General features: G+C 51.4%; 12 protein-coding genes. All 12 read right to left on the bottom strand.

Annotated elements, in window-relative coordinates:
- Positions 1-6: 6 nt before the first annotated feature.
- On the bottom strand, positions 7-1,896 hold the full coding sequence (gene nuoL, locus QZ331_RS06740; RefSeq protein ID WP_294629187.1) for an NADH-quinone oxidoreductase subunit L: 1,890 nt from the start codon (positions 1,894-1,896) through the stop codon (positions 7-9).
- Positions 1,897-2,078: 182 nt separating this feature from the next.
- Positions 2,079-2,387 (bottom strand): NADH-quinone oxidoreductase subunit NuoK, encoded by a 309-nt coding sequence (gene nuoK, locus QZ331_RS06735; RefSeq protein ID WP_294629200.1) that lies wholly within the window; start codon positions 2,385-2,387, stop codon positions 2,079-2,081.
- 36 nt (positions 2,388-2,423) lie between these two features.
- A complete protein-coding gene (locus QZ331_RS06730) occupies positions 2,424-2,936 on the bottom strand; it encodes an NADH-quinone oxidoreductase subunit J (RefSeq protein WP_294629186.1) in 513 nt (170 codons plus the stop codon).
- Positions 2,937-2,938: 2 nt separating this feature from the next.
- Complete coding sequence (locus QZ331_RS06725) at positions 2,939-3,427, bottom strand: 4Fe-4S dicluster domain-containing protein (RefSeq protein ID WP_294629185.1); 489 nt, start codon at positions 3,425-3,427, stop codon at positions 2,939-2,941.
- 12 nt (positions 3,428-3,439) lie between these two features.
- Positions 3,440-4,516: an NADH-quinone oxidoreductase subunit NuoH gene (gene nuoH, locus QZ331_RS06720; protein WP_294629183.1), complete on the bottom strand. Its 1,077-nt coding sequence runs from the start codon at positions 4,514-4,516 to the stop codon at positions 3,440-3,442.
- Between the two features lie 44 nt (positions 4,517-4,560).
- On the bottom strand, positions 4,561-6,153 hold the full coding sequence (locus tag QZ331_RS06715; RefSeq protein ID WP_294629182.1) for an NADH-quinone oxidoreductase subunit D: 1,593 nt from the start codon (positions 6,151-6,153) through the stop codon (positions 4,561-4,563).
- Positions 6,154-6,166: 13 nt separating this feature from the next.
- The gene (locus tag QZ331_RS06710) at positions 6,167-6,781 is read right to left on the bottom strand and encodes an NADH-quinone oxidoreductase subunit B (protein ID WP_294629180.1); all 615 of its coding nucleotides are present in this window, start codon (positions 6,779-6,781) and stop codon (positions 6,167-6,169) included.
- Positions 6,772-7,122, bottom strand: a complete 351-nt coding sequence (locus tag QZ331_RS06705) for an NADH-quinone oxidoreductase subunit A (protein ID WP_294629178.1) — start codon at positions 7,120-7,122, stop codon at positions 6,772-6,774. Before QZ331_RS06705 ends, QZ331_RS06710 begins: the two co-directional genes overlap by 10 nt.
- Positions 7,123-7,241: 119 nt before the next feature.
- Positions 7,242-7,619 carry a hypothetical protein gene (locus QZ331_RS06700; protein WP_294629176.1) on the bottom strand — a complete coding sequence of 126 codons (378 nt, stop codon included), beginning with the start codon at positions 7,617-7,619 and terminating at the stop codon, positions 7,242-7,244.
- 137 nt (positions 7,620-7,756) lie between these two features.
- Positions 7,757-9,208, bottom strand: coding sequence for a TrkH family potassium uptake protein (locus tag QZ331_RS06695; protein ID WP_294629174.1), 1,452 nt, complete (start codon positions 9,206-9,208; stop codon positions 7,757-7,759).
- Positions 9,209-9,231: 23 nt separating this feature from the next.
- The gene (gene trkA, locus QZ331_RS06690) at positions 9,232-10,572 is read right to left on the bottom strand and encodes a Trk system potassium transporter TrkA (protein WP_294629173.1); all 1,341 of its coding nucleotides are present in this window, start codon (positions 10,570-10,572) and stop codon (positions 9,232-9,234) included.
- A gap of 1 nt (position 10,573) precedes the next feature.
- The gene (dxs, locus tag QZ331_RS06685) at positions 10,574-12,478 is read right to left on the bottom strand and encodes a 1-deoxy-D-xylulose-5-phosphate synthase (protein WP_294629171.1); all 1,905 of its coding nucleotides are present in this window, start codon (positions 12,476-12,478) and stop codon (positions 10,574-10,576) included.
- Positions 12,479-12,527: the final 49 nt, after the last annotated feature.

Here is a 12,527-nt window from a genome sequence, read left to right as displayed (position 1 = left end):
TATGGTTTAAAGAATCAGCAGCAAGATAAGCACCAGTGCGCCGCAGAAAAAGACATAAGCATATTGTTGTACCTGTCCGCTCTGAAGGCTGCGTATTTCGTCGCTGGTGGTATGTGTAGCCCACGCAAGGAAGTCGAAGAACCCGTCCACCACATGACGGTCCCACCAGGCGAGCGGCGTAGAGATGCAACGGAAGATAATCCTGTGCGTGACAAACTGATACACCTCGTCCATATAGAAGCGGCGGTAAGCAGCCTTGTGCAACCCTTTGAAACATTTCGCCAATGCATTGGCAACGGGCTGTCTTTCGCCTTTGTACATCCACGTGGCGACGGCGATGGACGTTGCGGCTATGAGCACGCTTGTGACGGCTACCGACGGGTCGAGGTGGATGGAGTAAGACTCACCGTTCGAACTGATGAAATGTCCGAAAGGAATGAACCCGGCTCCGCAGGTGACGGCTGCCAAGAACATCAGCGGGAAAGTCATCGCCAACGGACTTTCGTGCGGCGTGTGGCAGGCATGAAGTTCCTTGTTCTCCTTTCCCCAGAAGATACCGTAGTAAAGGCGGAACATATAGAAAGCCGTCATGGCGGCAATCACAGTCATCACCCAACCCATCGCGGCACTGTATTGGAAGCAGGCAGCCAGTATCTCGTCTTTCGAGAAGAAACCCGAGAACGGGGGAATACCGGCAATGGCAAGGCAGGCAATCAGGAATGTCCAGTGGGTGACGGGCATATATCTGCGCAATCCTCCCATTGCCGACATCTCATTGGAGTGCACCGCATGAATGATGCTTCCCGCGCCGAGGAAGAGCAGCGCCTTGAACATGGCGTGTGTGAAGAGGTGGAACATCGAAGCCATATACCCCAACCCGCCTTCGTGCGGATGCATGGAAGTGCACACGCCTAAGGCAACCATCATGAAACCAATCTGCGAGATGGTAGAGAAAGCGAGTACGCGCTTGATGTCCGATTGCACACAAGCCACGCTTGCGGCATAGAAAGCCGTGAATGCGCCCACCCACGCCACCATGTGTAGCGTCTCCGGCGCATAAGCGATGAAAAGCGGGAACATACGTGCCACAAGATAGACTCCGGCCACCACCATCGTAGCGGCGTGAATCAAGGCACTCACCGGCGTAGGCCCTTCCATTGCGTCGGGCAGCCAGATGTGCAACGGAAACATCGCACTCTTGCCCGCACCGCCCACGAACATCAGCCCGAGAGCCAACGGCAGCATGGCAGCACCACCGCCGAGCAGCGCCACGGTGTCCGGAGTGAAGCCGAACGTACCGCCATAATATCCGTATATCAGGATACCGATGAGGAAACCGAGGTCGGCAAAGCGGGTGACGATGAAGGCTTTCTTCGATGCGGCAATAGCGGCAGGCTTCGTATAGTAGAACCCGATGAGCAGGTAAGAGCTTACGCCTACCAATTCCCAGAAGAGATACATCTGGAAGATGTTCGTAGCCACCACCAACCCTAACATCGACATGGTGAACAGCGAGAGGAACGCGTAGTAACGCTGGAAACCCACCTCGCCTTTCATGTAGCCGAAGGAGTAGAGATGCACCATCAGCGACACGGTGGAGATGACAATGAGCATCATCACCGATATCGGGTCGAGCAGAATACCCAAGTCGAAATGCAGTGTCTCGTTGAAAGGCAGCCACGTGAAATTATATGGTATAAGCGTGGCAAACGTTCCGTCTTCGAGTCGCGGCGCAGAGAAGTACCGGAAGGCGGTGACATAGGAGAGTGCCGTCACTGCTCCCAATACGAGGGTGCCGACGAGTCCGGCTGTCCGGTGCGACATCCGTTTCCCTCCGAGCCCCAATACGAGGAAGGAGAAGAAAGGAAGAAGAAGTATCAGAATTGTTAGTTCCATACAGTATGTGTTTAATTACTTGATTTGTTTGTTATTACTATAGGTTATGATTGTTTCAACCCCGTTTCCTGTTTTTTTCTTCAGAGGAAACGGCCGTTTCCACTATAGGAAACGCTCGTTCCCAATGCAAGAAACGGTCGTTTCCATAGTAAGAAACTACCGTTTCCATTGCAGGAAACGACTCACCACTTCATTTCGTCCAGGTTGCGCACTTGGATGCTGCGCAGGTTGCGGTAGATGTTAATCATGATGGCAATGGCGATTGCCGTCTCCGCAGCCGAGATGGCGATGGAGAACAAGGCGAAGAAATAGCCTTCCATCCCTTCGGGAAAGAGAAAACGGTTGAACACGGCGAAGTTGATGTCCGTGGCGTTCAGCATTAACTCTACCGAAATCAGGATGGCCAACGTGTTGCGGCGGGTAAAGAACCCGTAGATTCCCGCAAACATCATGATGGTGGAGACCACCAGGTAATATTCCATGTGTATCATATTCAGTTCCATGTTTGATTGTTCATACTCCGGGGCCTATCTCTTGCGGGCAATCATGATACCGCCTATGATGCAGGCAAGCAACAGTATGCTCACAGCCTCGAAAGGCAGTACATATCCGTATTTGTCGCTGCTCAGCAAGGCGCGTCCGATGGCATGGATGTTTATCTCCTGCGGGGCAAGGTTGGCCGTCTGCATGAATTTATGTTTCAGCGTGATAAACAAGATAACAGCCAGTCCGGCAACCATCGTGAAGAGTCCCGCTAAGAATCTGCTTCGTTTCAGCTTCTCGGCGCGGTCGCCCTCGCCACTGGTCAGCAAGATGGAGAATACGTAAAGGACGACGATACCGCCGGCGTAAACCATAATCTGGACGGAGCCCAAAAACGTGTAGCCTAACAGGAAGTAGATACCCGCCGTGCCGAAAAGCACGAAGAGCAGGTAGGTGGCGGAGCGTACAATGCGCTGGGTGGTCACCGTCATGACGGACATGGCAATAATGAATGCTGCCAAAAAGTAGAATACTACTGTTTCAAGTGTTGATCCCATATCTATGCTTCTTTTTTCTTTTCGATTACTTTACTACCCTCGCGGTTCAGTCTCAGGACGAGCTTGGAGCGGTCGAACACGGCGTGCTCGAAGTTCTGGTCGAACGTGATGGCGTGGTGCGGACAGGCATTCACGCAGAGTTGGCAGAAGATGCAGGAGCCCAAGTCGTATTCGTAGGCCGACAGCACTTTCTTTTTCTTTCCCTCTTCCGTTTCCACGGTTTGGGCGGTCACGCTGATGGTTCCGTTCGGGCAGGCGGCCTGGCACAGTCCGCAGGCGATGCAGCGATGTTCGTTGTTCTCATTGTGGGGCATGGACAGCGTTCCGCGAAACCGGTCGAACATCTTCAGTTCCTTCCGGTTCTCCGGATATTGTTCGGTCACTTTCTTGCGGAAGTAGACCTTGATGCTGGTTTTAAGCCCCGTAGTCAGTGTGCCGATACCATGTATCAGCCCACTTAAATAGGTGTATTTTTTCTCTTTATATTCCATAATGCTCAGTTATCAGAAGTGGAAGCCGAAGGCTACGCAACAAGCCATGATTAATAAATTCACCATAGAGATGGGCACTAAGTATTTCCATTCTAAGTTCAGTATTTGGTCGATGCGCAGGCGAGGGAACGTCCATTTGCCCCACATCAGCAGGAATACCACGAAGAACGCCTTGCCGAAGAACCACACGAAGCCGGGAATGTAATCCATCACGGCGTTGAACCCCTCCAGTCCGGCGATGTGCAACGGCATCCATCCTCCCAAAAAGATGGTGGCGGCAACACTTGCCACGATAAACAGGTTCAGGTATTCGGCAAGGTAGAAGAATCCGAAGCCCATTCCGGAATATTCGGTGTGGTATCCGGCAGTCAGCTCGCTTTCCGCTTCGGGAAGGTCGAACGGGCCACGGTTACACTCCGCATTGCCAGCTATCAGGTAGACGACGAAAGCAATCACCGCCGGGATGTGTCCCTTGAAGATAAACCATCCGTCGGCCTGGCTCTCTACGATTTCGGACAACTGCATAGTGCCCATCAGTACCACCATCGTCATGATGCTCATACCTACCGAAAGCTCGTAGCTGATAATCTGCGCGCCACTGCGCATGGCGCCAATCAGCGAGAACTTGTTGTTGCTTCCCCAGCCGGCAAGCAGGATACCCACCACGCCGATGCTGGAAGCTGCCAGCAGGAAGAACACGCCCACGTTGAAGTTCAGTATCTCCGCCCCTTTGTTGAAAGGGATGCAGGCAAAGGTGAAGAACGAGGCAATGATGACCATAAACGGAGCAAGGTGGTAAAGGAAGCGGTCGGCGCCTTTGGGCATGAAGATTTCTTTGGTCAGCATCTTAAGCACGTCGCACACCACTTGGATAGAACCCCATTTGCCGACACGGTTGGGACCGAGGCGGCACTGGAAGAAACCGCAAACCTTACGTTCCATATAAATAAGAACGATGGCAAGAATGGCATACAGTGCCACCAGGCACACGCCCACCGCCACGCATTCTATAAAGACTGCCGCTCCCTCAGGCATCACGGAGAGGAGCAGCTCATGTATCCAGTTTGTTACTATACTAAAGTCGAACATAAAAAAGTTATAAAGTGTAATTAGTTATAAACACCGTCTCGCCCCTATCTGTCTACGTCGGGGACTACATAGTCTATCGTTCCGCCGATGGCAATGAGGTCGGCTATCTTGGCTCCCCGGCAAATGGTGTCGATGGCGGCAACGAGCGGCAGACCGGTGGAGCGGTAGTGCAGGCGGTAAGGCACTTTGTCGCCCTGGCTTTCGAGGAATACGCCGAATTCGCCACGGCTTCCTTCCACGGCGGCATAGTAGCTGCCTTCGGGAACGCGGATAATCGGTTTCATCTTCTCTTGGTAGGCTCCTTCGGGTATGTTGTCTATCAACTGCTCGATGATGCTTAGGCTCTCCATGATTTCGTCCATACGCACTAAATAGCGGGCAAAGCTGTCGCCTTCGCTGTAGACGATTTCCTTGAAGTCCACTTTGTTGTACACACCGTAGGGTCTCCGCTTGCGTACGTCGCAAGCCCAGCCCGAAGCACGCCCCGTTCCGCCGGTACAGCCGAAGGAAATCGCATCTTCGCGGCTCAGCACGCCTACGCCTTTCAGGCGGTTTTGCGCGATGATGTTGCCTGTGAATATGTCGTGGTATTCGTGGATGATTCCTCTCAGGTAGGGAATGAACGCTTTCACCCGTTTCACAAAGTTCGGATGAATATCCGCCTGCACGCCGCCGATGGTATTGTAGTTCATAATCAGCCGTCCGCCGCAAGTCTCTTCAAAGATGTCGAGAATCTTTTCACGGTCGCGGAAGCCGTAGAAGAAAGCTGTCAGTGCTCCCAAATCCATAGCAAGGCAAGAGTAATACAGCAGGTGCGAGTCGATGCGCTGCAACTCGTCCATAATCGTACGGATGTACTGCACACGTTCGCTCACCTCGATACCCATTGCCTGTTCGATACACATACACAGCGCATGACGGTTCTGGTGGGCGCCCAAATAGTCGAGCCGGTCTGTCAGTGCCAACGTCTGTGGGTAGGTGAGGCTCTCGTTCATCTTTTCGATGCCCCGGTGTATGTATCCGCAGTTAGCATCAATCTTACGAATGATTTCTCCTTCGAGCGAGACCCGGAAGCGCATCACACCGTGAGTCGCAGGGTGTTGCGGCCCGATGTTGACTACGTACTCCTCTTCTCCGAAGAGTCTCGTTTCTCTGTTCTTGACGGTTCCGTCCGGATTCAGCTCTATCTCCTGAGTCGTGTCTAACGTCTCTTCGTTCGTCATACGGAGCGGGTTCTCCTTTTCCGGGTCGTTGTCCTTGCGCATGGGGTGTCCTACCCAGTCGTTGCGCAGATACAGCCGACGCATATCGGGATGGCCTACAAAGGTGATACCGTAAAAGTCAAAAACTTCGCGTTCATAGAAATCCGCTATCTTCCATATATTGCTGACAGACGGTATTTCGGGCCGCTCGCGGTCGGTTGTCGCTGTGCTCAGTACCACCCGTTCGCCCGTGACGGTCGATTCCAGATGGTAGACCACGCCCAATCCGCGTAGTTTCTCCGGAGCGTCTTCCTCATCCGCCGCTCCCCAGTCCATACCGGTGAGGCTTTCGAGAAAGTCCATCTGCTTCTCATTTCGCAAGCGCAGCATCTCTTCGTGCAGTGCTGCGGGGGCTATAAATTGTATTTCCTGCATAATCGGTTTCTCATTAATCGTTCATCTCCGACCGTTCATCGTCGGTTTCCGGTCTTTTCTCTTTTCTGTTTACTCCACCAAAGAATTTCTCTACTTTCACCTTGCGCTGCAACTGCATCATACCGTAGTAGAAAGCCTCCGGACGGGGCGGGCAGCCGGGTATATACACATCTACCGGAAGAATCTTGTCCACTCCGTTCACCACATGGTAGGATTTCTTGAAAGGACCGCCGCTGACGGCGCATCCGCCTACGGCAACCACATACTTCGGGTCGGGCATCTGATCGTACAGACGTTTCAGCACGGGCGCCATCTTATGGGTGATTGTTCCGCATACCATAATCATATCGGCCTGGCGCGGACTGGCACGGGCTACTTCGAACCCGAAACGTGCCATGTCGTAACGCGCGGCACCCAGTGCCATAAATTCGATACCGCAACAACTGGTCGCAAACGTAAGCGGCCACAATGAATTGCTGCGTCCCCAGTTGATGAAGTCGTCAAGAACCCCGAGAGCCACGTTGGCTCCTCCGGCATTAAGCTCTTTGACCAGCTTTTCCAACGATTCATTGTCGATAAACTCCTCATAAGGAATTGATTTTATTTTCGGCTTTTTGATTATTTCCATTCCAACGCTCCTTTCCTCCAGGCATAAGCAAGACCCAGAACCAAGATGATGAAGAAGAAGAGAATGCTGATGAGTCCCTGCGGCCCCATGTCGCGCATGACTACCGCCCACGGAAACAGGAAGACTGTTTCAACATCGAACATCAGGAACAGGATGGCAAACAGGTAGTAACCTACACGGAACTGCATCCATGACTTGCCGCGTGTCGGGATACCGCATTCGTATGCTTCAAACTTCTGCGCATTGTACGAACGGGGAGAGATGGCACGCGAAAGGGCAATCACTACACCGACGAAAGATAGTGCTGTCAGTAAAACAACAACTAAAAATGTAAAATTCATAATTCAATAACTATTTGGATTGAATGGTATAAAAACGTACAACCGACTTATCCGCCCACCGGGGGATAAAACCGACTGTTGATATAAATGACGGGGAAGAGAACCGACTGTACTGCCGGCTAAACTACAATTTTCCTTAACCCGTATATATAATAGGATATAGGGTCGTGATAATAGGAGGGGGTATGAAGCGATGTGGATTCGGGCGAGGTTTGAGGTTTGTGGTGCTCGCAGAAACAGGTTGCGGGTGGCAGCATATGTTTGTCCGTAGGTGCGTTGGCCGGCTCTGCGTTGCTGAAACTACCCGCCTGGATGGAGAAAAAGAAAGTGAGGCGCTGCATCGCTTCCTGCACCGGATTGCTTGGTGAAACACGGCACATCTCCGGCTGAGAGAGGGGAGAGGTGAGTTTGTCCATACGGTTCATTGCTTCGTATGTGGCGCAATGAATCAGCCAAACCAATACCGTGAGTAATCCGAATCGTAAACTTAGTTTCATCTTTTTCCTTAATCGGCTGCAAATATAGAACTAATATTTATACTATTGGCACGCTCTCAGTCGCAAAAAAAGGTTTTTTAGCACTCCGCCGCGATTGGCGGAGCTATCTGTCGGGGTAAGTTCATTGGTGGCGTAACTTAGCTCTTTTTCCAAAAATCGGAAGTGAAGAGCAACAATACGGTGAACAATTCCAGACGTCCGAGAAGCATCAGGAACGATAGCAGCCACTTGGCTGCATCGGGCAGCGCACTCCATGAGTAGGCAGGACCGCACAACCCTAATCCGGGCCCCATGTTGCTGATGCTGGAGATAACTACTCCCACCGATTCCATAAAATCTACTCCCAACCCCATCAGAATGAGCACGCAGACAAAAGCGATGACTACATAAAGAAACGAGAAGGCAAGCACGGTAGAGAGCGTAGACGAAGAGATGACCTGCTTGTTGATACGTATCGGCAATACGGCATTGGGGTGGAGGATATGTTTGAATTCATTCTTCACTATTTTAAAGAGAATTACCATGCGGATGCACTTTATACCGCCCGTGGTACTGCCGGCGCACGCGCCCACCACCATGATTACTGCTAAGCATCCCCACAGGATGGGCGGCCACTGCATATAGTCGGCAGTTGCAAATCCGGTGGAGGTCTGCAAGGATACCACTTGGAACAGGGCTTTCCTCAGGGCTTCTTCCATTCCTATCGGAGTTTCGCGGTAGAGCCATCCGGCAATGAACAGCGTGAAGAACAGAACGAATTTGAAGTAAAACCTTAATTCGGCATCGTTCGCCACCTTTCCGATTTTTCTTTTGAATACGAGCAGCAGCAACGTGAAGTTGATACCCGAAAGAAACATAAACAGGGAGAGTACATACTCCATATAGGGCGAGTTATAGAATGCAATGCTGCTCTGCCGGGTGGAGAAGCCTCCTGTACTGGTGGTGGTGAGTGCGTGGCACACGCTGTCGAAGGGTGACATACCACCCAGAAACAGTAAGACGGTGAGCGTGCCCGTCAGTCCGGCGTAGATACTCCATATCCATTTGGCGGTGATTCCGATGCGGGGGTGCACCTTGTCGTGTGTGGGACCGCTGGCTTCTGCTGCAAATACTTGTACGCCACTCACTCCGAAGATGGGCAGTACGGCAATGGTGAAGAAGATGATTCCCAATCCGCCTACCCATTGTGTGAGCGACCGCCAGAAAAGGATTCCGTGCGGCATGGATTCAATGTTGTCCAAGATGGTGGCTCCGGTGCTGCTGAAGCCCGACATGGTTTCAAAGAAAGCATCGGCAAGATTCGGAATGTAGTTGCCGATGCAGAAAGGCAGCATCCCGAACACGGAGAATACCACCCATGCAAGGCTGACAATGACATAGCCTTCGCGGCGGTTGAGCGTCCTTTCGGCTCCTTGCCCTAACTTGAGCAGCAGCAGGCTTGCTCCGGTGGTGATGGCAGACGAAATCAGGAAACTCTGTAAGTCGTCTTCACGGTAGAAGAACGAAATACCCCCGCAGCATAACAGCATCGCTGTCTCTATCAGCAGCAGGAACCCCATGATGTGGTATATTATCTTGGAATTAATCATACTCGTCGGTCTTAAATGACGGCTTAATGGAAGAACTTTTCTACTTTCTTAATCATCATGTTCAGGCAGAACACCACTACGTGGTCGCCCGGTTGGACCAATGTATCGCCGGTAACCAATATTCCCTCTCCGTTGCGAATCATACCGCCGATGGTCGTTCCTTTCGGCAATCCCAAATCTTTGATGAGATGTCTGGTGATTTTGGCTCCGGCGGGTACGGTGAATTCGGCAACATCCGCATTGGCAAACGTAAGGCATTTTACATTGGAAACATCGGCATCCAGCATCATCTGGTAAATATGGCTGGCGGCAATCTTCTTTTTATTGATTACCGTACCGATATCAAGGCTCTCGGCCATACCGATGTAATCAATATTCTCCACTTCCGCCACCGTTTTCCCTACGCCCATGCGTTTGGCTGCAAGACAGGCAAGAATATTGGTTTCGGAATTGTCGGTCAGTGCGACAAAGGCTTCGGTATTCTTCAGCCCTTCTTCGATGAGCAGGTCCATGTCGCGGCCGTCGCCATTGATAATCATGGTTTTGTCGTCCAGCAATTCGGTCAGTCGGTTGCAACGGTTAATATCGTTATCTACGATTTTCACCTGCATATAGTCGGGCACATACTGCGCCGTACGGACGGCAATGCGGCTTCCGCCCATAATCATCACATTGCGCACGTCGGCATAATCTTCCTTGCCGGCTATCTTGCGTATATAGGGAATGTATTTGCGGGTAGTGGTGAAGTAAACAATGTCATGCAGCTTTATCACATCGTCTCCACGCGGGATGATGGTTTCCGTTCCGCGTTTGATGGCTACTATGTGGTAAGGAATGTCGGGTGCACCCAATTCATAAAGGGGAATATTGAGTATCTCCGCCTTCTCGCGCATCTTCGTACCGATGAGTACGAGTGCTCCGCCGCAGAACTCCCACCATTGGCGCACCCAGCTCATGCGCATGGAAGATACGATTTCTTTGGCAGCCAACATCTCGGGGTAGATTAACGAGTCAACTCCCAACTTTTGGAAGAACTCTTTGTTTTTGGGCAGAAGATATTCGTAGTTGTCGATGCGTGCCACTGTCTTTTTGGCTCCTAAGTTGGTAGCCAGCATACAAGCAGTCATGTTGCGGCTTTCGTCGGGAGTGACGGCAATGAAGAGGTCAGCGTCTTTGACACCTACCTCTTTCAGTCCGGAGATAGACGAAGGGGATGCGGCAACCGTCAACAAGTCGAAATTGTTGCTAAGTGCGCTCAGTTTCTCTTCGTCGTCATCCATCAGTATGATGTCCTGCTTTTCGCGCGAGAGCAATTTGGCAAGATGGGTGCCTACGTTTCCGGCACCGGCGATAATAATCTTCATGTCAGTCGATAAGTTCTTTTATTTTAGTCAGGATACCCTCTTCGTCCATGTTGCAAAGATGGTAAAGCTCGGCTACTGTGCCGTGTTCGACGAATGTATTGGGGACACCGATACGTTTGACTGCCGGTTTGTATCCGTTGTCTGCCATAAATTCGAGGATGGCACTTCCCATACCGCCTTGAATGATGCCGTCTTCGACAGTCAGGATATGTTTGAATTTGCGTCCTATTTCATGCAATAATTCTTCATCAAGCGGTTTTAGGAAGCGCAAGTCGTAGTGAGCGATGTTCCTGCCGAGTTCGGCTTCTGCCCGGACGATGGCCTGTGCGGCCGTATTTCCTATCGGGCCAATGGTGATAACGGCAAGGTCGTCGCCCTCTTTCAGCTTTCTTCCTTTGCCTACTGGGATTTCTTCCAACGGACATTTCCAGTCTACCAACACACCCCGTCCGCGTGGATAACGGATGACGAACGGACCTTTGTCCGGCAGTTGTGCCGTGTACATCAGCCGGCGTAACTCGTGTTCGTCCATCGGTGAGGAGATTGTCAGGTTGGGTATCGGACGCAGGCAAGCCATGTCGAAAACTCCGTGATGTGTGGGGCCGTCCTCGCCGACCAGTCCGGCACGGTCAAGGCATAGTACCACAGGAAGACTCTGTATTGCTACATCGTGGATGATATTGTCGTGCGCCCGTTGCAGGAAAGAGGAATAAATGTTGCAGAACGGCAATAATCCGTCCTTCGCCATACCGCCGGAGAAAGTGACGGCGTGTCCTTCGGCGATACCGACATCGAAAGCACGTTTCGGCATCTTCTCCATAAGGATATTCATCGAACAGCCACTGGGCATGGCGGGAGTTACGCCTACAATCTTCGGGTTGGCTTCTGCAAGTTCTGTCAATGTATTGCCGAACACATCCTGAAACAGAGGCGGCATCCCTTCCGTATTGGCGATGAACCGTTTGCCGGTGACAGGGTCAAACTTACCCGGTGCGTGCCATTCGGTAGCGTGTTCCTCTGCCGGAGCAAATCCTTTTCCTTTGGTTGTGTGAAGATGCAGGATTTTAGGTCCTTGCAAATCTTTTATATCGTGCAGAACGCGGGCGAGGTTCTTTACATCATGTCCGTCTATCGGTCCGAAGTAACGGATATTCATCCCTTCAAAGATGTTCTGCTGTTGTGCGGCTATTGATTTCAGACTGTTGCCGAAACGTATCAGCGCCTTGCGGCGCTCTTCATTCAGGATACCGAGTTTGAATAACATACGCGACATCTTGAAGCGCAATTGGTTATAGCGGTTGGAAGTCGTTAAGTTGAAAAGATACTGTCTCATACCACCGACACTGCGGTCGATGGCCATATCGTTATCGTTCAGTATGATGAGCAAATTGTTCGGAGTGACAGATGCATTGTTCAGTCCTTCGAAGGCGAGTCCTCCACTCATGGAGCCGTCGCCGATGACAGCTACCACATGGCGTTTGGAATCTCCTTCCTGAGTAGCGGCAACCGCCATACCGAGAGCGGCGGAGATGGAGTTCGAAGCGTGTCCGCACGTGAAAGTATCGTATTCACTCTCTTCAGGCGATGGAAAAGGGCGGATTCCGCCAAACTTCCGGTTGGTCGAAAAGGCTTCACGGCGTCCTGTTAAGATTTTATGACCGTAGGCTTGATGTCCCACGTCCCACACAATACGGTCGTAAGGCGTATTATAGATGTAGTGTAGGGCTACTGTCAGTTCCACCGTTCCTAAACTGGCGGCAAAATGTCCCGGATTGCAGCAGAGTTCTTTAATAATGTCTTGCCGCAGTTCATTGCATACTTCCGGCAGTTGTTCTACGTTTAGTTTCCGTAGGTCTTCGGGGTAATTAATAGCGTTTAGCAAGTTATATATCGGTTCATTCTTCATGATTCGAGCAAATTTAGTGCAAAAGTAAGAAAAGAAAGTCTACTTTTGC

This window comes from uncultured Bacteroides sp., assembly GCF_910586915.1.
In the GTDB taxonomy this organism is placed as follows: Bacteria; Bacteroidota; Bacteroidia; order Bacteroidales; family Bacteroidaceae; genus Bacteroides.
Note: the sequence above shows the minus strand (reverse complement) of the source record. Positions and strands in the feature narration are given on the sequence as shown.